This window comes from Comamonas sp. F1-6 (genome assembly GCF_039581415.1).
Lineage (GTDB): Bacteria > Pseudomonadota > Gammaproteobacteria > Burkholderiales > Burkholderiaceae_C > Comamonas > Comamonas thiooxydans.
The window spans coordinates 200,774-227,769 of record NZ_JBCPWN010000005.1 but is presented as its reverse complement, the minus strand read 5'-3'; the positions used below and the strand labels follow the sequence as shown (position 1 = coordinate 227,769).

The window sequence follows — 26,996 nt, the reverse complement described above, 5'->3', positions numbered from 1 at the left end:
GAGCATGCAATGTCCATCGCAGATCGCGTACGTTACCCAGAATTCCTCTCGCGCGTCATGACGGCCGAAGAGGCCGCCGCCCTGATTCCTCACGGTGTCAATGTCGGCATGAGCGGCTTTACCGGAGCCGGTTATCCCAAGGCGTTGCCACAGGCCATAGCGGCCCGTGCCAAGGCCGAGCATGCCCAGGGCAAGCCCTACAAGATCAATGTCTGGACCGGCGCGTCCACCGCCGCCGAATGCGACGGCGTGATGGCCGAAGCCCACGCACTGGGTCAGCGTCTGCCCTTCAACACCGATCCCATCGCGCGCAAGGCCGTGAACTCGGGTGAGATCGACTTCATCGACATGCACCTGTCCCATGTGGCGCAGCATGCCTGGTTCGGCTTTCTGGGCCATATGAACATCGCCGTGATCGAGGTGCTGGGCGTGACCGCCGACGGCCTGCTGATACCGTCGACTGCCGTGGGCAACAACAAGACCTGGCTGGAGATCGCCGACAAGGTGATTCTGGAAGTCAACACCAAGCCACCCGCCCGGATGGAGGGCATGCACGACATCTACTACGGCACGGCCATCCCGCCGCGCCGCATGCCCATCAACATGACGCATGCCGACGACCGCATCGGCGATGCCTACCTGAAGGTGGACCCCGCCAAGGTCGTGGCCGTGGTCGAGACCCACAAGGGCGACCGCGACAATGTGTTTGCCACACCGGACGAGAACTCCCAGAAAATAGCCGGCTACATCATCGACTTTCTGGCCCACGAGATGAAGATGGGCCGCCTGCCAAAGGAAATGCTGCCCATCCAGTCGGGTGTGGGCAATGTGGCCAATGCCGTGCTGGCAGGCTTGCTGACCGGCCCGTTCGAGAACCTGCTGGGCTTTACCGAAGTGCTGCAGGACGGCATGCTGGATCTGCTGCGCGCGGGCAAGATGAGCAAGGCCTCGGCCACCTCCATCTCGCTGTCTGCCGCGGCTTACAAGGATTTCGAGGACAACATCGACTTCTACCGCGAGCGCATCATCCTGCGCCCGCAGGAAATCTCGAACCACCCCGAGCTGGTGCGCCGCCTGGGCATCATCGCCATGAACTCGATGATCGAGGCCGACATCTACGGCAACATCAACTCCACCCATGTCATGGGCACAGGCATGATGAACGGCATCGGCGGCTCGGGCGACTTTGCTCGCAACGGCTATCTGTCCTTCTTTGTCACGCCTTCGGTGGCCAAGGACGGCAAGATCAGCTGCATCGTGCCCATGTGCTCGCATGTGGACCACACCGAGCATGACACCCAGATCATCGTCACCGAGCAAGGCCTGGCCGATCTGCGCGGCCTGTCGCCCAAGCAGCGTGCGCAAGTCATCATCGACAGGTGTGCCCATCCGGACTACCGCGCCCAGCTGCAGGATTATTTCGACCGCTCGCGCCAGCAGGGTGCACAGCACACGCCGCATATCCTGACCGAGGCACTGTCCTGGCATCAGCGCTTCATGGACAAGGGCGATATGCGTAGCTGAGCTACCCCCCTGAGCCGCTGCACCTGGGCGGCTCCGCGGCTTCCCCCCAGGGAGACGACACCCTTGCTGCGGGGCGGCGGGGCCGCCTAGGCCCTTGCTTGGTGTCTCTGACTCGGGGTGTGGGTGGGCTGACCGCTGCGAGCTAGTCCGCTTGGTGCTGGCGTCTGCTGCTCCAAGTCCTTAGCATCGAAGGACGCTCTGTAAGGAGCGTCCTTTTTTCATGCACCACAAGGACTGGTATGGCGATCTGGACCCGAGAGCTTGAGCTGAAAGCGCTGAACGCAGGCAGCGCAAACACTGCAATTTCCCACCTGGGCATTGAGTTCACCGAATACGGCGACGACTATGTGCGCGCACGCATCCATGTGGATGAACGCACCTGCCAGCCCTATGGCATTTTGCACGGCGGTGTCAGCGTGGTGCTGGCCGAGACGCTGGGGTCGATGGCCGCGGCCTGTAGCATTCCCGAAGGCTACCGCTGCGTGGGCCTGGGCGTGACTGCCAATCATGTGCGAGCAGGCCGCAAGGGCAGCTGGATCACCGCCACGGCGCGGCCCACGCACCTGGGGCGCACCACGCATGTCTGGGCGGTGGAGCTGCGTGATGAAGAGGGCAAGCTGACCTGCAATTGCAGTCTGACGATGGCGATCCTGCCGCCCGAGGCCGCAAAGAATGTGCGACTGGATGCGGCTTCGTTGGGTGGGGTTCAGTAGGTTTTGGTTTGCGAGACCGCTTTGTTTTGAGGATATACGCCGGGCGAGTCCCGGCCTCTGTCCATAAATCAGGTACCCAGTTTCACTCCAAACATCAAACAGAGGAGGTCTCAAAAGCTTATCTATCAGGCGTGAACAGCTATCAAAACAAGACGACAGTCAAACTCCCAACAACACCGACAACCTCTCCGGCTGCTGCAGCACATCCGCGGACTCGGCCTGCAAGGCCAGTCGGCCTTTTTCCATCACCACGGCTTTGTCGGTATGGGCCAGCACCTTCTTGTAGTCTCGGTCCACGATCAGCGTGGAGATGCCGGTTTCCCGAATCTGAGCAATCACGCGCCAGATTTCGGCCACCACCAGCGGAGCCAGCCCTTCGGTGGCCTCGTCCAGAATCATGAGGCGCGGATTGGTCATCAGTGCGCGGCCGATGGAGACCATCTGCTGCTCGCCGCCCGAGAGTTGATCGCCGCCGTTGGACAGTCGCTCCTTGAGGCGTGGAAAGGTTTCCAGAACGCGCTCGTAGGTCCAGCCCCGGCTGCCGTCCAGGCCGGCTCTGGCGCTCATCAAGAGGTTTTCCTTGACGGAGAGATTGGGGAATACGCCGCGCCCTTCGGGGACATAGCCAATGCCGAGACGAGCCATTTTTTCGGGGGCGGAATTCGTCACCTCCTTGCCGTCGGCAAACACCCGGCCCGAACGTGCCGCCACATAGCCCATCAGCGTGCGGATCAGCGTGGTCTTGCCCATGCCGTTGCGGCCCAGCAGGCCCACGGCCTGGCCCTGGGGCAGATCCAGCGAGATGCCGTGCAGGATATGGCTGTCGCCGTAAAAGCTGTGCACTTCCTGCAGGCTGAACATGGCATGGTTCGAAACCCCGGAAAGTGGGCGCGTGCCTGTGCCAGAGGCAGCAAGCAAGGGCTGCCCCGCAGCGATGGTGCCGTCCCCCGAGGGGGAAGCGGCAGAGCCGCTCAGGGGGGGCTTTGTTTCAAGCATGCTCTTCTTCTCCCAGATAGGCGGTGCGCACGACCGGGTCGTTGCGAATCTGATCGGGCGTGCCCGTGGCCACCACGCTGCCGTTGACCATGACGGTGATGCGATCGGCAATGCGAAAAACGGCATCCATATCGTGCTCCACCAGCAGCACGGCATGCGCGGATTTGAGCTCCTGCAGCAGCTCCAGCATGCGTTCTGTCTCTTCGGCGCCCATGCCTGCCAGAGGTTCGTCAAGCAGCAGCACGCGGGGTGCTGTGGCCAGACACATGGCGACCTCCAGCTGGCGCTTGGCGCCGTGGCTGAGGCTGCCGGCGATGCGCTCGGCATGCTGGGCAAGACCTGCGCGCTGCAGCGCAGATTGCGCCCGCTGCATGCTGGCTGCGCAATGCTGGGCCGATTCCCAGATGCGCCAGGGCCTTGGTAGGGCCTGGGCCTGGGCCGTGAGGCGACAGTTCTCCAGCACCGTGAACTCGGGAAAGATGGTGGTGCGCTGATAGCTGCGCCCGATGCCGGCCTTGGCGCGCTGCGGCTGCGGCATCTGCGTGACGTCCCGGCCTTCAAGCGCAATGCTGCCGCTGCTGGCCGCTATCTCGCCCGAGAGCATGTTGATCAGCGTGGACTTGCCTGCGCCGTTGGTGCCGATGACGGCATGGACCTCGCCCTGGTGCAGATCCAGGTCCACATTGTTCACGGCCACCAGCCCGCCAAAGCGCCGCGTCAGGCCGCGCACCGACATCTGGGGAGCATTTGCCGCATCAGCCATGATCTGCTCCTTGCTGGCCAGCGCTTGTCGACTGAGACTTCTGCGCTGCAGCCTTCTTCTGCCATTTGTCGTTGATGCCCACCAGACCCTTGGGCAGCAGCGCGACCAGCGCGATGATGGCGATGCTCAGCGTCAGCTGCCAGTGGTCTGCTGCATTGCCAACGATGGCATGTGTGCTCAGCAGCTCCTTGAGCAGCACAAAGGTGATGGTGCCCAGCACGGCACCGCGCAGCGAGCCCACGCCACCCAGAATCAGCATCAGCAGTACCTCGCCGGAGTGGTGCCAGGCCAGCAGCTCTGGGTTGACCACGGCATCGCGTGCGGCCAGCAGAAAGCCCGCCAGACCCGCCAGCGCACCGGCAATCACAAAGCCGGCGAGCTTGTAGCCGTAGGTGGCAAAGCCGGCAGCGCGCATGCGCTGCTCGTTGACGCGAATGCCGGCCAGCGCATGGCCGAAGCGGGAGTGGCGCAGCATGGCGATGAAGGCGTAGACCAGCACCAGCGCGGCCAGTACCACGAAGTACTGCGTGCTGCTGCTTTCCATGTCCAGTGCGCCTATGGCCGGGCGCTGCATCAGGTAGATGCCGTCGCTGCCGCCGAAATAGCCCACGTCGTGCACGACAAAGAAAGCCAGCTGCGCGAATGCCAGCGTGACCATGATGAAGTACACGCCCTTGGTGCGCAGACTCAGGGCGCCCACCACCAGCGCATACAGGCCCGAGACACCGGCGGCGGCGCCGAGCATGACGAGAAAGTTGCTGCCGTCCTGGCCGGCTGCCTTCACCGCCGCATAGGCACCGAGCCCGAAGTAGGCCGCATGGCCCAGGCTGACCAGCCCTGCGCCGCCCACCAGGATATGCAGGCTCAGCGCAAAGATGGACAGGATCATGATCTTGACCACCAGATCGGAGAGATAGGCCGACCAGAAGGGCTGTGCAGCAGCCAGCAGCGCTGCAGCAGCAAGCGGCAGCACCACAGCTACCCACACGCTTTTGGCGCGAATGGGGCGGCTCTGGTTGGTGACGGCCGGTGCTTCTGCATAGGCCTGATTGGATTGCGGCAGCGGCGTATAGGAGGTATCGCTCATATCAGTGATCCTTGACACTGCTTGCAGAACTGGCGTGAGCCAAGCAGGGGACATGGGGCAAGGGCCTGGCCGGCCGCCCCGCAGCGAAGGTGTTGTCCTCCTCCCGCGTGGCGAGCGAGGGGGAAGGCGCGAAGCGACTCAGGGGGAACTTCATCATCTCTTGCCCATCAGGCCTTCCGGGCGCCATACAAGGATCACGGCCATGAGCAGATAGATGCTCATGCCGCTGAGCTCCTGAAAGAACACCTTGCCGAAGGTATCCACAAAGCCCACCAGCAGCGAGGCAATCAGCGCACCGGTGATCGAGCCTATGCCGCCGATGACCACCACCACAAAGCAGATGATGAGCACGCTGGAGCCCATATTGGGGTAGACCGAACTCATGGGCGCCGCGATCATTCCGGCCAGGGCCGCCAGGGCCACGCCCACGGCAAAGACGATGCGGTACAGGCGCTTGATGTTGATGCCCAAGCCGCGCACCATGTCGCGGTTGCTGGCACCGGCACGAATCATCATGCCCAGACGCGTGCGGTTGACGGTGTAGTACATCAGCAGCGCCACCAGCAGGCAGGCAGCGGCTGCAAACACGTTGTACCAGGGGTACTGCATCATGCCCATCAAAGGGAAGCTGCCGGCCAGCCAGGCAGGCTTTTCCACGCCATGCACATCGTTGCCCACGAGGATGGCGCGCAGGCCTTCAAACACCAGAATCAGGCCATAGGTCATCAGCACCTGCTGCAGGTGATCGCGTTCGTAGAGAAAACTGAAGAATGCCCATTCGAGAAAATAGCCCAGCACCACGGCCAGCACCACCCCGGCCAGCAGCATGATGATGAAATGCTGGCCCAGGTACGGTGCGAGCGAGAACGCCACATAGGCACCGATCATGTAGAAACTGCCATGGGCGAGGTTGATCACCCCCATGATGCCGAAGATCAGCGTCAGGCCAGAGGCCAGCAGAAACAGAAGCAGTCCGTACTGAACAGAGTTCAGACACTGCACCAGAAAAGTGGCGAGATCCACGGCAATCCTTGTTGAAGCAGGAGGCTGCAAAGCGGGGCATACAGCCCGGCGAATCGTCGATTCGCGCTGGAGACGAGGCGCTCTGTCGCAGGCGGCACCGAAGGTGCAGCAGGACAGAGCAACCAGGTATCGAGGGCGGTATGGCTCGCGTCTATTACATGCGGCAGCCGCGGGCTGGGTCCGCCAGAGCCTTCACTGCCACGCTGATCTTCTTGTTCTCCTTGCCGTCAACCTTGCGCAGATAGATGTCCTGCACGGGATTGTGTGCCTTGCTCAAGGTGAAGTCGCCGCGCGGGCTGGCAATAGTGGCTTTCTCGATGGCTGTACGGAAGACGTCTTTCTTGCTGATGTCGCCACCGGCGGCCTTCAGGCCCACGGCCAGCATCTGTGCTGCGTCATAGCCTTGCACGGCATAGACATCGGGCTGCAGCTTGTAGTTCTTGGCGTAATTGGTGCGGAAGGCCTGATCGCGCGCCGTACCCAGTTCGTCGGCATAGTGCAGCGTGGTCAGCATGCCCTGGGCGGCCTCGCCCTGAGCGTCCAGCGTGCCGTCGGTCAGAAAGCCCGGTCCGTAGAGCGGAATGGTTTTGGACAGGCCAGAGGCGTGATAGTCCTTGACGAATTTCACGGCACCTGCGCCCGCGAAGAAGGAGAACACGGCATCGGGCTTGGCCGCTGCGATCTCGGTCAGCAGAGCCTGGAATTCGACGTTGGGAAACGGCAGCGTCAGCTGCTTGCTGACCTTGCCGCCGCTTTTCTCGAAGCCTTCCTTGAAGCCGTTGACGGCCTCTTCACCGGCAGCGTACTTCCAGGTCAGGGTCATGGCATTTTTCTTGCCTTCCTTGGCTGCGACCACGCCCATGGGGTAGGCCGTCTGCCAGTTGGAGAAGGAGCTGCGGAAGATATTGGGAGCGCACATGGGGCCGGTGACTGCATCGGCTCCCGCATTGGGCACGATGAGCACGGTGCCGCTTTCCTTGGCGGCCTTGGCCATGGCCATGGCCACGCCGGAGTGCACGGTGCCGACGATCACATCGACCTTGTCGCGCTTGATGAGGCGGTTGACGTTGTCCGTTGCCTTGGCGGGATCTGACTCATCGTCGACCTTGAAGTATTCGATCTCGCGCCCGCCCAGCTTGCCGCCTTGCTCGGCTACCTGCATGCGAAAGCCGTTCTCGATCGCCACGCCCAGGGCTGCATAAGTGCCGCTGAAAGGCAGCATGAAGCCGACCTTGATCTTCTCCTGCGCGATGGCGCTGCTGCCGCTTGCGGCGGCAGCCAGTGCGATTGCGCTCCATATTGCCCATTGCTTGCTCATGCTTGTCTCCTGCTGGTTGATGGACGAATGCCGGCTTACTCTCAGATCAACGGTTATGACTGGCTGTGGTGCTGGGGTTGGCACTGATGCACGAGCGCACTCTAACAACTTTAGGTTTAAAGCAATACCAGCGATTGCCCTAGTTTGTGACTACTGTTTTGATAGCTTCTTGCAACCTTGCGATAAGCAATTAGCGCGGCTTGGATTCCAGCTCACGCAAACGAAAGCGCTGGATCTTTCCTGTCGCGGTCTTTGGCAGCTCATCGACAAATTCAATGAAGCGCGGGTATTTGTAGGCGGCCAGCCGATTCTTCACAAAGGCCTTGAGTTCAGCCTCGCTGGCGCTCTGGCCGGGCTTGCACACCACATAGGATTTGGTCTTGGTCAGGCCCTGTTCGTCGGTCACGCCGATCACGGCCGCCTCCAGTACGGCAGGGTGCTGCTGCAGCGTGGATTCGACCTCGAAGGGCGAGACATAGATGCCGCTGACCTTGAGCATGTCGTCGCTGCGGCCTGCATAGGTGTAGTAGCCGTCTGCATCGCGCACATATTTGTCGCCGCTCTTGAGCCAGACGCCCTGGAAGGTGTCGCGTGTCTTGTCACGGTTGGCCCAGTACATCAGGGCGGCGCTCGGGCCCTTGATGTAGAGGTCGCCGATCTCGCCGTCGGCCACGGGCTGACCGTCCTCGCCGCGCAACTCCACCACATAGCCTGGTACAGGCTTTCCCGTGCTGCCGTAGCGTATGTCGTCCGGGCGGTTGGAGATGAAGATGTGCAGCATTTCGGTGGAGCCGATGCCGTCCACGATATCGGCGCCGAAGCGGGCCTTGAAGCGCTGGGCAATCTCGGCCGGCAGGGCCTCGCCCGCCGAGGAGCACATGCGCAGGCTGACCTGCTCGCGTGCAGGCAGGGCGGGGTGAGCCAGCATGCCCGCAAAGCCCGTCGGCGCGCCGAAAAACACCGTGGGCTGGTGTTCGGTCCAGCGCCTGAAGGTGGCTTCCGGCGTGGGGCGCTCGGCCATCAGCACCACACTGGCGCCCACGCTCAAGGGGAATGTCAGGGCGTTGCCAAGACCGTAGGCGAAGTAAAGCTTGGCGGCGGAAAAGCAGACATCGTCTTCGCTCAGGCCCAGCACCGGCTTGCCATACAGCTCGGCCGTCCAGTAGGGGTTGGCGTGGGTATGCACCGCGCCCTTGGGTTTGCCGGTGGAGCCCGAGGAATACAGCCAGAAGCCGGGGTCGTCGCCCATGGTTCTGGCGGCATGAGCGAGCGGCGTTTGCTGCTGCAGCCAGGGCTGCAGCGGCTCGAAGGCCGGCGGCAGGCCTTGCGGTGCTTCATCGGGCCTGGCGACCCAGATATGGTTGACCTCATGCTGCGCCTGCTCCAGGGCCTGCTGCACCACGGCAACCAGCGCGCCATTGGTCACGATCGCCTGAGCACGGCAATGCTCGAGCATATAGGCATAGTCGGCGGCCGTGAGCAAGGTATTCACCGCCACCGGCACCACGCCTGCGTACATGGCGCCGAGAAACGAGACCACCCACTCGCGCATATCGTGTATGACCAGCAGCACGCGCTCCTCGCGATGGATGCCGGCAGCGAGCAGGCCATGGGCCAGGCGGCGCGCCTGCTCCTGCAGCTGGGCATAGCTGAGCGTGCCCTGGTCATCGGTGTAGGCGTTCTTGTCTCCCCGCAGCTGGTTGAGATCGAACAGATGCTGGGCGAAGTTGAAGGGCTGACTGAAGTCTGTCATGGCTCATGCTCCCGTCGTTTCGGCCAGCGCCTTCAGAACCTGTGGTGCGGCTTGTATGGCGCTTTTGCGATGATAGAAGTCCAGTGCCCGCAGGCCGCCGAGTTCGGAGCCGCCGCCGGCGCGGCCCGGACCGCCATGCAGGGACTGGGGCATGACATTGCCGTGGCCGGTATGCAGCCTGGCGACAGCGGGGGTTACTACATGCACGCGGCCATGGCTGGCTGCGAGATCGGTGGCGGCTGCGGCCAGTGCCTTGTCGTCATCGCCATAGATCGAGCAGACCAGCGAGCCCTGTCCGCGATGTGCAAGTGCCAGGCCATGTGCCAGGTCACGGTAGGGCATGAGAGTGGCCACGGGGCCAAAGACTTCCATGTCATGCACGAGTGCACTGCCATCGGGGTCCTGTGTTCCCAGCAGCACGGGCTGGGCGCAGGCGGCAATCGCCGGGTCGGCATCGATCAGCGCATTGCGCCGGCCGTCATGCAGGGCCGTCGTGTGCTCCAGCAACCGGCCCAGGCCCTGCTGCACGCTGTCGTACTGCTCGCGGCTGACCAGAGATCCCATGCGCACAGCGTCGTTGCGTGGGTTGCCTACGGTGATTTTGGCCAGTTGTGCACCGATGGCCTGGGCCACACCGTCGTACAGAGCTTGCGGTACCAGCACGCGGCGTATGGCCGTGCATTTCTGGCCAGATTTGACCGTCATTTCGCGCACCACCTCACGCGCCAGCAAGGCGGCAGCTTCGCTGTCCGGGCCATGGCCGGGCAGCAGCAGCGCACAGTTCACGCTGTCGGCCTCGATATTGCTGCGCACCGAGTGGCGGGCTATGGCCGCGTGAGAACGTATGGCCGAAGCCGTCTCCGCAGACCCCGTGAACGAGACCACATCCATGGGCTGCAACTGATCCAGCAAGCCGGCGGAACTGCCGCAGACGATGGACAAAGCGCCCGGCGGCAATATGCCGGCATCGATCACATCCTTGACCATGCGCTGGGTCAGCCAGGCGGTGGCCGTGGCCGGCTTGACGATGACGGGGACGCCCGAGAGCAAGGCCGCAGCTGCTTTTTCCCACAGCCCCCAGGCAGGGAAGTTGAAGGCGTTGATGAACAGCGCCACGCCGCGTGTCGGAACCTGGATATGCCGGGACAGAAAAGCGCCGTCCTTGGCCAGCTCCACGGCTTCGCCGTCGCTCAGATGCCTCGCATCTCCGAGCGCCGCGCCCCATCTGGCGTATTGGTTCAGGGTGTAGATGCCGCCGTCCACATCGACGGCAGTATCGTTTCTGACGGTGCCGCTGTTGGAGGTGGAAATCTCGTAATACGCATCGCGCCTGCTTTGCAGCAGGGTCGCGATATCGACCAGCAGTCTGGCGCGCTCCGCATAGCTCAGCGCGCGCAGCGCCTTGCCGCCAGTATCGCGTGCAAAGGCAAAGGCAGAGCCCAGATCAAGCCCTGTGGCATCGACACGCACCAGCTCTGCTCCCAGTACCGGGTCGCGTAACAAACTGCCCGGGCCGCTGCCGGTTTGCCAGCGGCCAGCCACATGGTTGGCCAGTAACTCGGTCATGGGGGTCTCCTGAAGTGCTGTTCTGATCAGCATCAAATCCTTGATGAAACATGCAATATTGTGCGTGCAATCAAAAGATAAATACGTGACAATGCAGTGTCAAGCAATATATTGCATGATTCGCGTTAACCCCGACTGTTTATCATTCACGGCCTCTGAGGAGCTTTATGGATCAGTTAGACATGGCATCCGCGTCGGTTGCGGAAGGGGATGAAGCAGGCAAAAGCCCGCTGCTGCAGGCCTTGGGCGAGAGGGTGCGCAATCTGCGTGCGCGTCGCGGTCTCACGCGCCGCGGGCTGGCTTCGGCGGCCGTGGTGTCCGAGCGCCATCTGGCCAATCTCGAATACGGCACGGGCAATGTCTCCATCCTGGTGCTGCAGCAGATCGCGCATGCACTTCAGTGCAGCATGGCCGAGCTGCTGGGCGATGTGACGACGGCCAGTGCCGAATGGCTGTTGCTGCGCGAATTGCTGGAAGGCCGCAGCGAGGCCGATTTGCAGCGCGTGCGACTGGCGGCCGGAGAGATTCTGGGAACGGCGCCCATGGGCGATCCGCACCGGGCTTCGCGCATTGCCCTGATAGGCCTGCGTGGCGCGGGCAAGTCCACGCTGGGGCGTATGCTGGCAGAGCAGCTGAATGTGCCGTTTCTCGAGCTGAACCAGGAGATCGAGCGAGTGGCCGGTTGCAGCGTGCGCGAGATTTATGACCTCTATGGAGCTGGCGCCTATCGTCGTTACGAGCGCCGCGCACTGGAAGAGGCCGTGCAGATCTACAGCGACGTGGTGATTGCCACGCCGGGAGGCATTGTCTCGGACCCCGCGACCTTCAACGAGTTGCTCAGCCACTGCACCACGGTCTGGTTGCAGGCCCAGCCCGATGAGCATATGAGCCGTGTCGTGGCCCAGGGCGACACGCGGCCCATGGCGGCCAACCCCGAGGCCATGGATGATTTGCGCCGGATTCTGGACGGCCGATCGGCCTTTTATTCCAAGGCCGACCATGTGCTGGACACCAGCGGAAAGAGCGTGGCGCAAAGCCTCAAGCAGCTGAAAGTGCTGGTCGCAGCCTGACTATATTCAGGCGGGCAGGGCGCGCTGAAGTATGGCCGCAATGTCGAGCCCAGCCGGGTCGAATGCTCCGACCACCATGGCCCCGTTCTGCGCGCCCAGGCGGGTGTGGATGAAGCCATCGGCCATGGGGTCGGGTGCATGTCTGTGCAGCAGGCAGGCCTGGGCCAGCAGACACAAGTCCTGCACCAGTCGGCGGGCCTGCGGCTCCAGCGCCTCGGGGGAATCGGACAGGCGTTTGGCCAGCGATTGCGCCGTGGACGTCAACAGGGGCTGGCCGGCAGCCATATCGCCGAGATCCTGCAACAGCAGGCGCGTGGCCTCGGGCTCTCGGCCCATGGCGCGCAGCACATCGAGACACATCACATTTCCAGAGCCTTCCCAGATGGAGTTGACCGGCGCTTCGCGGAACAGGCGCGCGACTATGCTGTCCTGTACATAACCGTTGCCGCCAAAGACCTCCATGGCTTCGCCCGTGATCTCCACCGAGCGCTTGCAGACCCAGAATTTGGCGGCCGGAGTCATGATGCGCTTCCAGGCGCGAGCCAGCAGATCGCCTTCGGCCTCCAGCTCATAGGCCTGAGCCAGATGCATGGCGAGCTGCATGGAGGCTTCGCTTTCGAGGGCCAGGTCCGCGAGCACGGTGGCCATCAGCGGCTGATCCGCGAGATGTCTGCCAAAGGCCGAGCGCTGGCGCGCATAGGCAATCGACTGCACGGTTGCGCTGCGCAAAATGGCCGCGCTGCCCAGCACGCAGTTCAGCCGCGTGTAGCTGGCCATTTCGATGATGGTGGGAATGCCTCGGCCTTCCTCGCCCATGAGAATGCCCCAGGCGTCCTGCAGTTCCACTTCCGAGCTGGAGTTGCTGCGGTTGCCTACCTTGTCCTTGAGGCGCTGCACACGCACGGGATTCTTGCTTCCGTCGGGGCGCCAGCGCGGCACGAAAAAACAGGCATGACCGCCGAGCTCACCGCTTGCCGTGGCCATGCGAGCCACCACCAGATGGGCGTCGCACATGGGGGCCGAGAAAAACCATTTGTGGCCGCGCAGCAGATACTCGCCGCCGCGACCTCCCTCATGCACGGGGCGAGCCACCGTGGTGTTGGCGCGCACGTCCGAGCCGCCCTGTTTCTCTGTCATGCCCATGCCTATCCAGATGGATTTTTTCTGGCTCAAGGGCAGATCGCGTGCGTCGTACTCGTGGCTGAACAACCGAGCCTGCAACTGGCTCCATAGCTGGGGCTCTTTTTGCAGCACGGGGATGGCCGCGGTGGTCATGGTGGCTGGGCATAGCGTGCCTTGCTCCACCTGGCCGTGCAGGTAAAAGCCGGCGGCCCAGGCGCTCCAGCGGCCGCGGCTTGGGCTCTCAAAGGGCAAGGAGATCAGGCCCTGTTTGCGATACAGCTCCATGAGGCGGTGCCAGCTGGGGTGGAATTCCACGGCATCTAGCACACGCCCGCGTGCGTCAAAACGCTGCAGCTCGGGCGTATGGCGGTTGGCGAGTTCGGCATGCTCCCAGTTGTGCTTCTCGCCAAGCTGTTGCGCAAAGCGGTTCAGAGCCGGCACAAAGCCCTGCGCCTGCTGGCGCTGCAGCACTTCCTGCAAGGCCGCATCGGCCTGCAGCAGATTGATGCCGGTCAGCTCATCGAACTGGTTGAAGACGTCATGGGTGTCCAGGGCCTGCATGCGATCACTCCTGTGGCTGTGCGCTCGTCACAGGCCAATATAGAGCGCAGCATGGCTGACGCAAAGCGGGTTTTCAGCCGCCTTGTCGCTGGTGTTCAGCGCCTGCGTGCCTGCTCGTACAAGCCCATGACGCGCGGCACGTTACCCTCCAGCTGGCGTATGCGATCGGGGCCTGTAGGGTGAGTGGAGAGAAAGCCTATGCCGCCTTCGCCCGTGGCCTGACCCATCTTGCGCCACAGACTCACGGCGGCCTGCGGGTTGTAGCCGGCGCGTGCGGCCAGTTCCAGTCCGACCAGGTCGGCATCGCTTTCGTCATTGCGGCTGAACTTGAGGCTGAGCAATTGCCCGCCCAGGCGTGCAGCGGCATTGCCGATATCGCCCAGACCCAGCAATTGCGCGCCCAGCGATATGCCTATGCTGGTGGCCTGGTTCTTGGCCAGTTGCTCGCGCGAATGCTCGCGCAGGGCATGGGCCATCTCGTGGCCCATGATCATGGCGATCTCGTCGTCCGTCAGCTTGAGCTGGTCGATGATGCCTGTGTAGAAGGCGATCTTGCCGCCGGGCATGCAGAACGCGTTGATCTGCTTGCTGCCTATGAGGTTGACTTCCCAGCGCCATTGGCTGGCGCGCGGGTTCCATTGCGCGGCATAAGGGATGAGGCGCTGGGCAATGCTGCGCAGGCGCTGCAGCTGCGGGTTGCCGGCGTCTGCCAGCGCGCCCTGGGCCTTGGCCTTTTGCAGCAGCTCCTGGTATTGCTGGGTCGCAGAGTTTTCCAGCGTCTCGGCCGGCACCAGCTGGCGCATCACCGATGCCTTGCCGACCTCCACCTGCGCATGCGCTGGCGCGTGCATCAGCGCAGCACAGACCAGTGCGGGCAGCAGGCAGTTGCGGGTGGCGGGCAGGCGCAGGGATGAGATGAGGGCGTGCATAAGCGCCAAGTCTATGCGAGCTGTAGTCTGCCTCGGGTCAGACGGTTTCTGCAGTCTTGCGCTCTGCCTGTACTACCAGCCACAGACCGCCGATCACGCCGAGCAGACCGATCACGGACCACCAGGCGGGGCGCTCGCCAACCACCAACAGCGACAGCGCAAAAGCGGTGATCGGCTCGGCCTTGCTCAGTGCCACGCCGGTCGCGGCAGACATGCCGCGCAGGCCCACGGAGAACAGCAGATAGGCAAAGCCCGTGGCGAACATGCCCAGATAGATCACCACTGCCCAGCCGCTGGCGCTGATCTGCAGCGGCCCGCCCAGCCAGGCCGAAACGGGCAGTGACAGCAGGGCCGCGCAGGCAAACACCCAGGCATTGACCGTGGCCACGCGCGATTGCAGCACCAGTGCCTGGTTGACCAGCGCGTAGGCGGCATAGGACAGACCGGCGAGCAGACACAGGGCCATGCCCGCCCATGGCAGATGCTGTCTGTCGGTGGCGGCCAGCGCCATGACAATGCCTCCGCCCACGCCGGTGCAGGTACCCAGCCACCATTGGAGACTGGGCATGCGCTTTTGCACCACGGCCTGCATCAGGCCGGCCCAGATGGGACCGCTGCCTATGGCCAGCGCCGTACCCAGGGCTACGCCGCTGGCCTTGACGCCGGCAAAGAAGCTGAGGTTGTAGATGGCCATGCAGAGGCCGCAGAACACGATGCGCGCCCAGCGCATGGGCTGGCGCGCATGGCCTCGGTCCAGCAGCAGCGCCAGCGCGCCAAAGAACAGCGCGGCCATGACCATGCGCAGGCCGCCCACCCAGTAGGGCGAGAGCTGTGCAGGCGCGAAATGCTGTGCCGTGCCCGTGGTGCCCCAGAGCATGGCGGCGGCCAGCACCAGGCCGACAGGGCCCAAGGCGCTGCGGGGTGATGGGGAAGAGATAGCGGAAGTGACAGACATGAGTGAGCCATCATGCGCGGGCCCGGGCCACCCATCTGTCGAGAAACGCTTGAAGTGAGGGGGCGGCTCAGCGGCGCTCACGCAACTGGCGCGATGTCAGGCCGCGCTCGCGCCGCAATGCATAGGCCAGGGCGCTGGCCGATGCGTAGCCGCAGCGCAGCGCGGTCGCTTCGAGTGCCGCCCCCTTTCTGAGCTGCAGCACGGCAGCGTCCAGACGCAGGCCGCGAAGCCAGTCCTGCGGCGTGCGATCCGTCAGCTCCACGAAACGGGCATGGAACTGGGCCACGCTCAGATGCACCAGGTCCGCCAGCCGGGCCGTGGGCCAGCTTTCATGCAAAGCCGCCTGCACTTGGCGCTGCAGCCACAGCAGATCCATGCCGCGACGTTGCAGCAAGGTGGGAGCCTGCAGCACCAGCGCCATCTGCGCGGCGGCTGACAGGCTTGATTGCGGAAAGCGCAACGCCGGGGGCACGGCAAAGCGGCGCAGCTTGTCCAGCCCCTGGATCATGGGCGCATCGATCACCAGCACCTGGGTTTGCGGTGCTGCCAGATAGCCGTGGCCGGTACCTGCGGGTATGACCATGCCGCAGGCGCTGTCCACAAAGCTGGGCCTGCCACCCACCTCCAGCTCCATGCGGCCCTGCAGCGCAAACAGAATCTGGGCATGGTCATGGGCATGGGCCTGATGCTCGCCGCTGTAGCTGCGCACCGATGCCTGTGCCTGGTCAAGCACGGGGTGCGGGGATGCGGTGTCACGGCTCATGGCTAATCTTGCTTGCTTACAGAAAGAGACGGTGATCCGGCCAATGGTAGCGCCCGGCGACTGGCGTGGGCAACCGATAATGCCCTCTGCCTCAGAGAACCAGACCATGACCGAGTCGTCCCAAACAAGTCGCAACCCCTCCTCCGCAGATGTCGTCATCAAGCCCAAGCGCAGCTGGAGCCAGGCCTTCAAGGTCTATGCCCAGCCCACCAGCCTGCGCATGCTGGCTTTGGGTTTTTCGGCCGGCCTGCCGCTGTTGCTGGTACTGGGTACCTTGAGCTTCTGGCTGCGCGAAGCCGATATCGATCGCACGACGATCGGCTTCCTGAGCTGGGTGGGTCTGGCCTATGCCTTCAAATGGGTGTGGTCTCCGCTGGTGGACCGCTTGCCCTTGCCGGCACTGACGCGCATGTTTGGGCGTCGCCGCAGTTGGCTGTTGTTTTCGCAGCTGCTGATCGTGGCGGGCCTGCTCGGCATGTCCTTCATGGACCCCAAGCAATCCCTGCAGCCGCTGGTGTTGTGCGCGGTGCTGGTGGCTTTCGGCTCGGCTACGCAGGATATTGCGCTCGATGCCTATCGCATCGAGTCCGCCAAGGTCGACGATCAGGCGGCTCTGGCGGCCACCTACCAGACCGGCTATCGCCTGGCCATGATCTGGGCTGGCGCCGGCGTGCTGTGGGTGGCGGCCCAGGTCCAAGGTGATGTGCAGGGCTATATGGTGCAGGCCTGGCATGTGGCCTACACGGCCATGGCGGCGAGCATGCTGGTGGGCATGATCACGGTGCTGCTATCGCCCGAGCCTGAAGCCCGTCCCATGGCACCGGCACGCAATGCGGCCGAGTGGATCAAGGGCGCGCTGATCGCTCCGTTTGCCGACTTCATAGGCCGCTACCGCTGGCAGGCGTTGCTGCTGCTGGCGCTGATTGGTCTGTATCGCGTGAGCGACGTGGTCATGGGCATCATGGCCAATCCGTTCTATGTGGACATGGGCTATACCAAGGAAGAGGTGGCTGCCGTGACCAAGGTGTTCGGCGTCATCATGACGCTGCTGGGTGGCTTTGTGGGCGGCACCATGGCGGTGCGCTGGGGCGTGATGCGCGTGCTGATGCTGGGCGCGGTGCTGTCGGCCTGCACCAATATTCTGTTTGCCTGGCTGGCTACGCGCGGCCACGATGTCTCGGCGCTGGTCTGGGTGGTCAGCGCCGACAATCTCGCCGGGGGAATCGCCTCGGCGGCCTTCATCGCCTATCTCTCGGGCCTGACCAATGTGCAGTACTCGGCCACGCAATATGCGCTGTTCAGTTCGATGATGCTGCTGGCCCCCAAGTGGCTGGCGGGTTTCTCGGGGGCGTTTGTCGATGCTTATGGTTACGAGGCGTTTTTCCACACCACGGCGTTGATGGGCTTCCCCGTGCTGCTGCTGATTTTCCTGGCATCCAGAGTAAAAATTGGCGCTGACGCTTGATGAACAAGCACTGACAGCTATTGTTTTTGAGCGACTCGGCGTTTACCCAACTTTACGCACCAGACAAGAGCAGGTCACCTGCGTGCTGCAGCATGGCGTCTTGAAGAAATACCGAGGCGCGAGCATGACTACACTGCCCCCTATGAGCACGCACCAACTTCTGATGATTGAGGACGACGTTCGCCTGGCGCAAATGGTGAGCGATTACCTGGGCAATAACGGCCTGGAAGTGACCCATATGGCTGACGGCAAAAGCGGCCTGGAACAGCTGCAGCCCAGCGATGGCGGCTCGGTCGAGCTGCCCGATCTGGTGATCCTGGACCTGATGCTGCCCGATATGGACGGCCTTGAAGTCTGCCGCCGCATACGTTCCATGCCTGGTGCCCCCGCACAGGTTCCGGTGCTGATGCTGACCGCCAAGGGTGATCCCATGGACCGCATCATCGGCTTGGAGCTGGGCGCCGACGACTATCTGCCCAAGCCTTTCGAGCCGCGCGAGCTGCTGGCCCGCATTCGCGCCATCCTGCGCCGTAAAGGCAGCGAGAGCCAGGCGGCCCCCGCCAATGCCGTCATGCGCTTCGGCAGCCTGGAAATCGATCGTGATGCCCGCACCGTGTCGGTGGGCGAGCAGCAGGCCGATCTCACTTCCTACCAGTTCGACCTGCTCGTGGCACTGGCCGAGCGCGCCGGTCGCGTTCTGACGCGCGACCAGATCATGGAAGCCGTGCGCGGCCGCGAACTGGAGGCCTTCGACCGCTCCATCGACGTGCACATGGGCCGCATCCGCGCCGCCATCGAGGCCGACCCCAAGGCTCCCAAGCGCATTCTCACGGTGCGCGGCGTGGGCTATGTCTTTGCCAAGCAGCAAGACTGATGAAGCTGCTGCACATCTTCTCCCAGCGCCTCTATCTGCGCATCTGGCTGGCCGTGGTGGTCGGCGTGGCCGTGCTCACGCTGTGCGTGGCCTGGGCCTGGAATATTGCCGAAGAGCAGCGCGCCCAGAACAGCACCACGCCTCCCTCGCGCGAGATGGTGCTCAAGGGCCCTGAGGGCGAGGTGCTGGTGGAGGGGCGTGGCAACCGCATCTCCGGCTCGCCCGTGGATGGCGTGCGTTTTGAAATTGCCGCCAGAGACGGGCAGGTCTATGAGCTATGGATGGCGCCACGCGAGTGGCGTGAGGGCCGACCTCCCCCGCGTGACGGAGCCGTCGCCTTCTGGCTGCGGCCGCCATTCGGCTTTCTGTGGATGCTGGGCCTGGTCGGCGTGGCAGTGGTTGTGGGCGTGTTCCCCATCATTCGCCGTCTGCTCAAGCGTCTGGAAAACCTGCAGCGCGGCGTCAAGCGCTTTGGCGAGGGTGATCTGTCGGTGCGCGTGCCCGAGCATGGGCATGACGAGGTGGCGGATCTGGCGCACCAGTTCAACGCTGCTGCAGCGCGCATAGAGACCTTGATGACCTCTCACAAATCTCTGTTGGCCAATGCCTCGCATGAACTGCGCTCGCCGTTGACGCGCATCCGCATGGGCCTGGAGTTCATGGGTGACGACCCGGCCAGTGCACGCGCCAAGGCCGAGATCCAGCGCAATATTGGCGAGCTTGACCAACTGGTCGACGAGATCCTGCTGGCCAGCCGCCTGGACTCCAGCGAGGTCGATGTGGGCACGGTGGAGTCGGTCGATCTGATCGGTCTGGCGGCCGAGGAATGCGCGCGCATCGATGCCGATCTGGAGATGCAGACCGATGGTTCGCTTGAGGTGCAGGGGATCGCGAAACTGCTGCGCCGTGCCGTGCGCAATCTGCTGGAGAATGCGCGCCGCTACAGCGAGGGCGAGATCACTCTGTCCCTGTCCAAACAGGACGGCATGGCGTTGATTCGTGTCGAGGATCACGGCCCCGGGGTTCCCAAGGCGCAGCGCGAGCGTATCTTCGAGAAGTTCTATCGCCTGCCCGGGGCCAGCGAGCGCTCCGGCGGTGTGGGCCTGGGCCTGTCGCTGGTGCGTTCGATCGCCGAGCGGCATGGCGGCACCGTGCACTGCGAGGCACGCAAAGATGGCGGTAGCGGTGCGAGCTTCGTGATCAGCTTGCCATTGGCCTGAGCAGCAGTCCAAGGAAAAGCCCCGCAGGTTTCGGCCTGCGGGGCTTTTTGTTTCAGCGCGGCTGCTGGGCGGGGCGGCCTATGGAGACATAGCCCAGGCCATGGCTGGCAGGCAGGGCAGGCTCGTAGAGGTTGCGGCCGTCAAAAATCATTCTGTCGTTCAGTGTTGTGGCCAGCAGGTCGAAGTCCGGCGCACGGAAGATCTGCCATTCGGTCACGATGGCCAGACTGTCTGCATCCTGCACGGCAGCCAGGGGGCTGTCCACCAGCTCCAGGTCGGCACGCTCGCCGTAGATGCGACGGGCTTCCTTCATGGCAACGGGATCGTAGGCTTTCACCTTGGCACCGGCGGCCCAGAGCGACTCCAGAAGATTGCGGCTGGGCGCTTCGCGCATATCGTCGGTATTGGGCTTGAAAGCCAGGCCCCAGACGGCGATGGTCTTGCCCTCAAGCTGGCCGCTGTAGAAGGCGCTGATGCGCTCGAACAGCACATTGCGCTGGGCATGGTTGCGGTCCTCTACGGCATTGAGCAGCAGAGGCTCAAACTCGACCTCCCTGGCGGTGTGGATCAGCGCCTTCACGTCCTTGGGAAAGCAGCTGCCGCCATAGCCCACGCCCGGGTAGATGAAGTGGTAGCCGATGCGCGGGTCGCTGCCAATGCCGCGGCGCACGGCCTCCACATTGGCACCCAGCTTTTCCGCCAGGTTGGCAATCTCGTTCATGAAGCTGATCTTGGTCGCCAGCATGGCATTGGCCGCATATTTGGTCAGCTCGGCGCTTCGGACATCCATCATCACGATCTTGTCGCGATTGCGGTTGAAGGGAGCGTAGAGCTCGCGCAGCTTGGCTTCGGAAGCCGGGTTGCCGGTGCCTATGATGATGCGGTCCGGACGCTGGCAATCGCCCACTGCCGCGCCTTCCTTGAGAAACTCGGGGTTCGACACCACATCGAAAGGGTGCTGCAGATTGCGCTGTGCAAGGCCTTCGGCAATCACGGTCGAGACCTTGTCCGCCGTGCCCACGGGCACGGTCGATTTGTTGATGACGATGCGCGGCCCGTCCATGTGCTGGGCGATGGTGCGGGCCACGGCCAGCACATATTGCAGGTCGGCGCTGCCGTCTTCGTCGGGCGGCGTGCCCACGGCCAGAAAGATCAGCTCGCTGTGCGCCACGCCTTCGGCGGCATTGGTGGTGAACCGCAAACGACCCAGTTGCTGGTTGTTGATGACGAGTGCGTCGAGGCCTGGTTCATGGATGGGAATCTGGCCGGCCTTGAGTGCCGCGACTTTCTTCTCATCCACATCCACGCAAAGCACCTGGTGGCCGACATCGGCCAGCACGGCACCTTGCACAAGACCGACATAGCCGGTACCAAAGACAGTAACTTTCATACGCGATAAAAAGAGCGATACCAATCCACAAAATGCTGCACGCCCGTGGCCACGGGCATGGCTGGCGAGAAGCCGACCCAGGCTTGCAGGGCACGTGTGTCGGCCGAGGTGCTGTGCATGTCGCCGGGCTGTATGGGGAGCATTTGCTTGCGGGCGGTAATTTGCAGGGCGCCCTCCAGTGCCGCGATGTAGTCCATCAGCACGGTGGGCGAGTTGTTGCCGATATTGAAGATGCGATAGGGCGCGGTGCTGGTGCCGGGATTGGGATTCCGGCTGTCATAGCCGGCATCGGGCGTGGCGGGCTTGTCCAGCACGCGCATGATGCCTTCGACGATATCGTCGATATAGGTGAAGTCGCGCACCAGCTTGCCTTCGCCATAGACATCAATGCTCTCGCCCGCCAGCATGGCCTTGGTGAACTTGAACAAGGCCATGTCGGGGCGGCCCCAGGGGCCGTACACCGTGAAGAAGCGAAGGCCTGTGGTGGGAATGCCGTACAGGTGCGCATAGCTATGGGCCATCAGCTCATTGGCCTTCTTGGTGGCCGCGTAGTAGCTGATGGGGTGGTCCACCGCGTCGCTTTCGGCAAACGGCATCCTGGTGTTGCCGCCATAGACGCTGGAGCTACTGGCATAGACCAGATGCTCGACCTGGTGCTTGCGGCAGCCTTGCAGGACATTGCCAAAGCCCAGCAGATTCGAGTCGGTGTAGTCGTCGGGCTGATCGATGGAGTAGCGTACACCGGCTTGTGCGGCCAGGTGCAGAACTTTGCTGGGGGCTACCTCGGCAAACAGGTCGGCCATGCCTTGCCGATCCGCCAGATCGAGTTCCACAAAGCGAAAGTGGGCGTGTGGGCGCAACTCGGCGAGGCGGGCATGCTTGAGCGCCACGTCGTAGTAGTTGTTGAGGTTGTCGATGCCAACCACGGCCACACCTTGCTCAAGCAGTCGCTTGGCGCAATGCATGCCGATAAAGCCGGCACAGCCGGTGATCAGAACAGGATTCATGGGGCAATCCAGAGATATTGGTATTGCGCAGGTGTTGCGCTGGCAGGCATTTTCTCGAAAGGGATGCTCAGTGTCTGCAGCGCGGTTTTTGTCTGGGTGGTGAAGATGCCGTCCCACCAGCCCGCGACGGGCTTGTCGGCGCGTGTGATCAGCAGCAGGCCGCCTGTGGTATCGGCGCCGGCCTGAGACAGGCACTGCCTCAGCTGGGAGCCATCGGAGCAGCCCAGGGCGTAGGTTTGCGGGAACTGCGAATGCAGCATGGCCGCCAGCATATGGTCCGAGCCAACGATGACTCCCTTGCCGCTGTAGCCGGCCTGGCTCAGTTCCTGGGCCAGCGCCTTGACCGGATGGTTGAGTTCGTCGGGATCGTTCTTGCGACCGCCCTGCCAGGGGCGCAGCGTGGCCATGATCAGAAAGATCAGGGCAAAGACGATGACGAAGACGGTGAACATGCGGCCCACGCCCTGTTCCAGCAGTGCCGGGCGCCAGACATAGAGGGCCAAGGGTGCAACAGCCGTCAGAGGCAGCATCCAGCGCTGCTTGAAGTCCGTGACATCAGCTGCCAGCACCATGCCCAGCAGGCAGACGGCAATGATGAGCAGGTAGTTGCGCAGCAAAGGCCTGGCCCATTCCTGGCTGGGCAAAGACGCGTCGGTGCCGGGCTTCCAGAGTCTGGAGCGATAGCTGAGCACGGCGGCAATCAGCCACAGGCCCAAGGTCGAAAGCAGGGCCTTGAGCAGATTGCCCAGGCCTTTCAGATGCGAGGCCTCGGTGGAGATGGACATCTTCTGTACGGTCTCGGTGGTTGCCATGCCCCAGTGCGAAGCCAGCCAGAAGGCATGGGGCGCAAACACCAGCAAGCCCACCAGCGGAGCCAGCCACCAGCCCCTGGCGAAGATGGCAGAGCGGACCTGTGCCACCGTCATGGAGGCCACGAACAAGGCCCCAATGAGCATGGCATAGCTGTATTTGGACAGCATGCCCAGACCGCAGAAGAGGCCGATCAAAACAAAATTGACGGCCTGCGGCTTTTGAACCTGGCGCAGCACGGCCCACCACAAGCCCATGGTCATGGCTGTCACCATCACCGTATGAGTCTGGTCGCGCAGCGAGTCCCAGCCGAAGGGCGGCATCAGCAGCAGACCTGCGGCAACCCACCAGGCACCTTTTTGATTGAGCAACTGCCGGCCAGCCAGCCATGCCAGGCAATAGGCCAGGGCAATCAGCAGATGTTTGAGCAATGCCAGAGCCAGCACCGAAGGGCCGAGAAGCTGACAGACCGCCCATTGCATCCAGGTATACAGAGGCGGCTGCGGGCCATAACCCAGCTGCAATTGCTGGGCCCAGAGAATCTGTTCGGATTCATCCCATTTCATGCCTGCTGAAATGCTGATACGGGAAACGATATGGGCACAAACTAAAAGAGCCAGCCATATCCATGGCTTGGCATAAAGGGTCTGCTGCCAGTCTGGGCGAATAGAAGTCGAGGAGTTTGATGCCATAGGATTTGGCGGGTGCACATGTTTTGATAGTGCGCACTTACGATTGCGCTTGGCTTTGCAGGCCAAACAATGGGCCTGGCGCAAATGGCACCTAGGGTATTCAGTTAGTATAGGTGACTGTTATCCAAAATCATTGAGCATGACGTCCGTGCACGATTCCAATCCCGAAGTTTCCATCGTTGTTCCTGTTTATAACGAGTTCGATAATCTGCCCGATCTGGTGGCCCGCATTGACGAGGCCATGCGCACCCAGTCACTGAGCTACGAACTGATTGCGGTGGACGATGGGTCGACGGATGGCAGTGCCAGACGTCTGCGCGAGCTGGCCGAACAGCATCCCTGGGTGCGTGCCGTCTGTCTGGTGCGCAACTACGGCCAGTCCAGTGCTTTGCAGGCCGGTTTTGACCGGGTGCGCGGCCGGTATGTGGTCACGCTGGATGCCGACCTGCAAAACGAACCCGGCGATATTCCGCTGTTGCTGGAACGTCTGGAAAACGACCCCGATGTGGACATGATCTCGGGCTGGCGCAAGAACCGCCAGGACAAGGCCCTGTCGCGTCGCCTGCCCTCGGTGCTGGCCAACCGCCTGATTTCCAAATTCACCAATGTGCAGCTGCATGACTATGGCTGTGCATTGAAGGCCTATCGCCGCGAAATCATTGACCGCATTCGCCTCTATGGCGAGATGCACCGCTTCATTCCCTCACTGGCGCGTGATGCCGGTGCGCGTATCACGGAGATTCCGGTGCGTCACCATGCACGCACGCGCGGTGTTTCCAAATACGGCATAGATCGCACCTTCCGGGTGATTCTGGATCTGATCTTCATTGTCTTTTTCATGCGCTTTCGCCAGCGTCCGCTGCATGCCTTTGGCGGCATGGGACTGTGGATGGCAACGCCTGGCGTGCTGATCCTGCTGTGGCTGCTGGCACAGAAGATCATGGGCGAATCGATTGGCGGCCGGCCCCTCTTGATGGCGGGAGTCATGCTGGTGCTGATGGGCATGCAGTTCATCGCAGCGGGCCTGATCGGCGAGCTGCTGACGCGTATCTATTACGAGTCGGGCAGCGGCCTTCAGTACCACGCCAAGGATTACAGCGCAGCCAGGCACAAGCCCGAAGAAAAAACAGCGAAAACCGAGACTCCGGTCCTGTGAGCAAGGCGCGTAAGGCGGTTGTCCGAGCCCTGATGGGCATCGCTTTGCTGGCAGCCGTTGTCTATCTCGCCAACCCTGTGCAACTGTGGGGCCGGCTGCAGCAGGCCAGCCCCTGGTGGTTGCTGGGGGGCTTGGGGATTTCCATTGCCTCGAACGCGGTGTCGGCATGGCGCTGGCGTGCCATGGCGCGGTGGCTCGGGGCCGAGATGTCGCTGGCCTCTGGCATACGCTGGTACTTTCAGGCCATTGGCCTGAATGTGTTGCTGCCTGGCGCTGTTGTGGGCGGTGATGTCTATCGTGCGATTGCGCTGCAGAAGACCGGGCAGGCCAAGGCGGCAAGCAATCTTTCGGTGATTCTGGATCGCGTCAGCGGTTTGTGGATGTTGTGCGCGATCGGTGGCCTGGGGGCGGTGGCCTGTGCTTCCACACTGGCCCCCTGGATACACATGAACACCACGGTTTTCATCGCTCTGCTGCTTGTCGTTATCATGCTGTGGTTGCTGCTGCCTTGGGCTGTTCTGCAGGGCCTGCGCAGCAACTGGCTCAAGTTGCCTGGTGCATGGATGGAGCCTGTGCGCTTGGCGGCAAGCAGCCCGAACTTCCTGCTGCAACTGTGGGTGCAAGCCGCATCCTCGGCATTGGTGCAATTGCTGTCTGCTTGTGCGCTGGCCTGTGGCGCCATGGCTCTGGGCCTGCATTTGCCGCTGGCCGTATGGGCCTTTGTCATCGCCCCCGTGTTTTTGATGGCTGCACTGCCTGTCAGTGTGGGCGGCTGGGGCACCCGTGAAGCTGCTGCTGTGGCAGCCCTGGCTCCCTTCGGAGTCCCTGCGGTACTAGCGGTTGGGGTTGGGCTCTTGTATGGTGTCTTTGCCCTGGGCCAGGGGGCTCTGGGAGCTCTGGCCCTGGGTTTGCCGGGCAGGTCTCAGGACTGAGTTTTGGCGACTGCAGACTGGGTTTCCATTCTGCAAATACCGCCCCAGAGCACGGCAAGGCTGAAAATATAGAACATGTTTCCGCTGTTGTGCGCGAAGAACACCTGGGTCCAGCCAAAGCCGAAGTAGGCCAGCGGCAGCAGCGTGGCGGCCGCGCGCAGAGCCAGCAGCTTGGAGCGCTGCGCCGCATCGGCATGCGCCAGACGGCGCTGCGTGGGCCAGAAAATGGCTGCAGGCACGGCATAGAACGCCAGCAGCAGGATCAGACCCGGCAGCCCGCGCTTGACCCACATGTCCAGGATTTCATTGTGCGCATGCCCATATTCCATGACCGAAGGGTGGGCCAGGCCTTGATCGACCATTTGCTGCTTGGCTGCAGGGTAGCCAGCCAGTCCCCAGCCGCTGAAGGGGCGCTGTTCGATCAGATGTATGGCAAGCCGCCATTGCTCCAGACGCTGGCCGACAGAGGTCACTGCATATTTCTGCGGGTCTTGCAGATACTGTGAGACTTCCCGAGCAGCTTCGCTGCTTCGTTGTTCCAGCTTCTGGTAGGCCGGCACTGCCACGATCAGCCCGAGCAGCAGCATGGCTGCCGCCGTCATGCTGGCCAGACGCTTGTAGCCATTGAGCCATGCCATCAGCCAGATGGCCGCGATCAGCAGCGGTATCACGACCCAGGAGCCGCGGGAGTCGGAAAGAAAGGACGCATAAATACCGCATGCAGCCATTAGCCCCAGAGCTGCTGTTTGAGACTTGCTCCAGCGGCCCAGCAAAGCCAGGGACAAGGTGGCAAAACCCATATACATGGCGATGCCACCATACTGGATGGCATTGGTAAAGCCGGAGACACGTAGCATCTTGAGCACGCCGGCCTGATACGCAGCAATCGCCAGAGCACCCACACTCCCCAGAGCCAGGCCCCAGACAATGGCCGTGAGCCGGATACCTGTTTTGCTCAGATACCAGAGGCAGAGAGCGGCCAGCGCGTATTTCGCGCCATAACCCCAGCCCGCCGCCGAGAACCAGTGGTCGAAGGACAGGCTCCAGAGCAGGCCCAGCACCAGCAGAAGCCCCGCCAGCACGAAAGTCTCGCGCCTGGCAAGGCCTTGGGGGCGGGCCGCGATACAACCGGCGAGAGTCAAAAGAGCCAGGGCCGTGGATCCGTAAGAGTAGCCAGAGGGGACGCAAAGACTCAACGCAAAGAATGCAAAGCAGGCGGCATCCAGGGCATGCGCAAGAGCAGTCGCCCGCTTGCCGGTTCGAGGTGTGACTTGTGTAGGCACATTCATAGTTGTCAATCAGGTTCT

At 62.8% G+C, this 26,996-nt stretch carries 23 protein-coding genes; 8 read left to right on the top strand and 15 right to left on the bottom strand.

Annotation, left to right across the window (positions count from 1 at the left end):
• Positions 1–9 precede the first annotated feature (9 nt).
• Together AAIL66_RS07645 and AAIL66_RS07640 are read left to right on the top strand one after the other, a co-directional pair.
• Positions 10–1,524 (top strand): acetyl-CoA hydrolase/transferase family protein, encoded by a 1,515-nt coding sequence (locus tag AAIL66_RS07645; RefSeq protein ID WP_059440085.1) that lies wholly within the window; start codon positions 10–12, stop codon positions 1,522–1,524.
• Positions 1,525–1,763: 239 nt separating this feature from the next.
• On the top strand, positions 1,764–2,237 hold the full coding sequence (locus AAIL66_RS07640; RefSeq protein WP_343496397.1) for a hotdog fold thioesterase: 474 nt from the start codon (positions 1,764–1,766) through the stop codon (positions 2,235–2,237).
• A 159-nt stretch (positions 2,238–2,396) separates the two neighbouring features.
• Here the strand turns inward: AAIL66_RS07640 and AAIL66_RS07635 are convergent, their stop codons facing one another.
• The 7 genes from AAIL66_RS07635 to AAIL66_RS07605 form a co-directional block, all read right to left on the bottom strand.
• Complete coding sequence (locus tag AAIL66_RS07635) at positions 2,397–3,098, bottom strand: ABC transporter ATP-binding protein (protein WP_343496423.1); 702 nt, start codon at positions 3,096–3,098, stop codon at positions 2,397–2,399.
• A gap of 127 nt (positions 3,099–3,225) precedes the next feature.
• Complete coding sequence (locus tag AAIL66_RS07630; RefSeq protein WP_343496396.1) at positions 3,226–3,996, bottom strand: ABC transporter ATP-binding protein; 771 nt, start codon at positions 3,994–3,996, stop codon at positions 3,226–3,228.
• The gene (locus tag AAIL66_RS07625; RefSeq protein WP_343496395.1) at positions 3,989–5,083 is read right to left on the bottom strand and encodes a branched-chain amino acid ABC transporter permease; all 1,095 of its coding nucleotides are present in this window, start codon (positions 5,081–5,083) and stop codon (positions 3,989–3,991) included. Before AAIL66_RS07625 ends, AAIL66_RS07630 begins: the two co-directional genes overlap by 8 nt.
• Positions 5,084–5,236: 153 nt before the next feature.
• On the bottom strand, positions 5,237–6,106 hold the full coding sequence (locus AAIL66_RS07620) for a branched-chain amino acid ABC transporter permease (RefSeq protein WP_012836600.1): 870 nt from the start codon (positions 6,104–6,106) through the stop codon (positions 5,237–5,239).
• A 154-nt stretch (positions 6,107–6,260) separates the two neighbouring features.
• On the bottom strand, positions 6,261–7,424 hold the full coding sequence (locus AAIL66_RS07615) for an ABC transporter substrate-binding protein (RefSeq protein ID WP_034406723.1): 1,164 nt from the start codon (positions 7,422–7,424) through the stop codon (positions 6,261–6,263).
• 190 nt (positions 7,425–7,614) lie between these two features.
• Positions 7,615–9,177 (bottom strand): benzoate-CoA ligase family protein, encoded by a 1,563-nt coding sequence (locus AAIL66_RS07610; RefSeq protein WP_343496394.1) that lies wholly within the window; start codon positions 9,175–9,177, stop codon positions 7,615–7,617.
• Positions 9,178–9,180: 3 nt separating this feature from the next.
• Positions 9,181–10,743 (bottom strand): 3,4-dehydroadipyl-CoA semialdehyde dehydrogenase, encoded by a 1,563-nt coding sequence (locus tag AAIL66_RS07605; RefSeq protein ID WP_343496393.1) that lies wholly within the window; start codon positions 10,741–10,743, stop codon positions 9,181–9,183.
• A gap of 167 nt (positions 10,744–10,910) precedes the next feature.
• On the opposite strand from AAIL66_RS07605, the gene AAIL66_RS07600 reads away from it, so the two are divergent.
• On the top strand, positions 10,911–11,813 hold the full coding sequence (locus tag AAIL66_RS07600; RefSeq protein WP_034351280.1) for a helix-turn-helix transcriptional regulator: 903 nt from the start codon (positions 10,911–10,913) through the stop codon (positions 11,811–11,813).
• A 6-nt stretch (positions 11,814–11,819) separates the two neighbouring features.
• Here AAIL66_RS07600 and AAIL66_RS07595 read toward each other — a convergent pair whose 3' ends face one another.
• The 4 genes from AAIL66_RS07595 to AAIL66_RS07580 all read right to left on the bottom strand — a co-directional run bounded on the left by AAIL66_RS07595 (position 11,820) and on the right by AAIL66_RS07580 (position 16,143).
• Entirely contained in the window at positions 11,820–13,496 is a 1,677-nt protein-coding gene (locus AAIL66_RS07595) for an acyl-CoA dehydrogenase family protein (protein WP_343496392.1), read from the bottom strand.
• A 95-nt stretch (positions 13,497–13,591) separates the two neighbouring features.
• Complete coding sequence (locus AAIL66_RS07590) at positions 13,592–14,425, bottom strand: M48 family metallopeptidase (RefSeq protein WP_034382704.1); 834 nt, start codon at positions 14,423–14,425, stop codon at positions 13,592–13,594.
• Between the two features lie 37 nt (positions 14,426–14,462).
• Complete coding sequence (locus AAIL66_RS07585) at positions 14,463–15,335, bottom strand: EamA family transporter (protein ID WP_080746055.1); 873 nt, start codon at positions 15,333–15,335, stop codon at positions 14,463–14,465.
• A 112-nt stretch (positions 15,336–15,447) separates the two neighbouring features.
• Entirely contained in the window at positions 15,448–16,143 is a 696-nt protein-coding gene (locus AAIL66_RS07580) for an AraC family transcriptional regulator (protein ID WP_034389906.1), read from the bottom strand.
• A 106-nt stretch (positions 16,144–16,249) separates the two neighbouring features.
• Between AAIL66_RS07580 and AAIL66_RS07575 the strand changes: the two genes are divergently transcribed.
• From AAIL66_RS07575 to AAIL66_RS07565, 3 genes are all read left to right on the top strand, one after another.
• Positions 16,250–17,608 (top strand): MFS transporter, encoded by a 1,359-nt coding sequence (locus tag AAIL66_RS07575; protein ID WP_343496391.1) that lies wholly within the window; start codon positions 16,250–16,252, stop codon positions 17,606–17,608.
• A 124-nt stretch (positions 17,609–17,732) separates the two neighbouring features.
• A complete protein-coding gene (locus tag AAIL66_RS07570) occupies positions 17,733–18,482 on the top strand; it encodes a response regulator transcription factor (RefSeq protein ID WP_034382708.1) in 750 nt (249 codons plus the stop codon).
• Positions 18,482–19,702: an ATP-binding protein gene (locus AAIL66_RS07565; protein WP_343496390.1), complete on the top strand. Its 1,221-nt coding sequence runs from the start codon at positions 18,482–18,484 to the stop codon at positions 19,700–19,702. Before AAIL66_RS07570 ends, AAIL66_RS07565 begins: the two co-directional genes overlap by 1 nt.
• A gap of 52 nt (positions 19,703–19,754) precedes the next feature.
• On the opposite strand, the gene AAIL66_RS07560 is transcribed toward AAIL66_RS07565, so the two are convergent.
• From AAIL66_RS07560 to AAIL66_RS07550, 3 genes are read right to left on the bottom strand one after another with little or no spacing between them, the layout of a single operon-like run.
• A complete protein-coding gene (locus AAIL66_RS07560) occupies positions 19,755–21,092 on the bottom strand; it encodes a UDP-glucose/GDP-mannose dehydrogenase family protein (RefSeq protein WP_343483680.1) in 1,338 nt (445 codons plus the stop codon).
• Positions 21,089–22,099: an NAD-dependent epimerase gene (locus AAIL66_RS07555; protein WP_054073390.1), complete on the bottom strand. Its 1,011-nt coding sequence runs from the start codon at positions 22,097–22,099 to the stop codon at positions 21,089–21,091. The genes AAIL66_RS07560 and AAIL66_RS07555 overlap by 4 nt, the downstream gene beginning before the upstream one ends.
• On the bottom strand, positions 22,096–23,475 hold the full coding sequence (locus AAIL66_RS07550) for a glycosyltransferase family 39 protein (protein ID WP_343496389.1): 1,380 nt from the start codon (positions 23,473–23,475) through the stop codon (positions 22,096–22,098). The genes AAIL66_RS07555 and AAIL66_RS07550 overlap by 4 nt, the downstream gene beginning before the upstream one ends.
• A gap of 265 nt (positions 23,476–23,740) precedes the next feature.
• Here AAIL66_RS07550 and AAIL66_RS07545 point away from each other — a divergent pair, with 265 nt between their 5' ends.
• Together AAIL66_RS07545 and AAIL66_RS07540 are read left to right on the top strand one after the other, a co-directional pair.
• The gene (locus AAIL66_RS07545; protein WP_034382717.1) at positions 23,741–24,757 is read left to right on the top strand and encodes a glycosyltransferase family 2 protein; all 1,017 of its coding nucleotides are present in this window, start codon (positions 23,741–23,743) and stop codon (positions 24,755–24,757) included.
• A gap of 32 nt (positions 24,758–24,789) precedes the next feature.
• On the top strand, positions 24,790–25,689 hold the full coding sequence (locus tag AAIL66_RS07540; protein WP_177340960.1) for a lysylphosphatidylglycerol synthase transmembrane domain-containing protein: 900 nt from the start codon (positions 24,790–24,792) through the stop codon (positions 25,687–25,689).
• Here the strand turns inward: AAIL66_RS07540 and AAIL66_RS07535 are convergent.
• Positions 25,680–26,978: an O-antigen ligase gene (locus AAIL66_RS07535; protein WP_034406748.1), complete on the bottom strand. Its 1,299-nt coding sequence runs from the start codon at positions 26,976–26,978 to the stop codon at positions 25,680–25,682. The genes AAIL66_RS07540 and AAIL66_RS07535 overlap by 10 nt on opposite strands.
• Between the last annotated feature and the right edge of the window lie 18 nt (positions 26,979–26,996).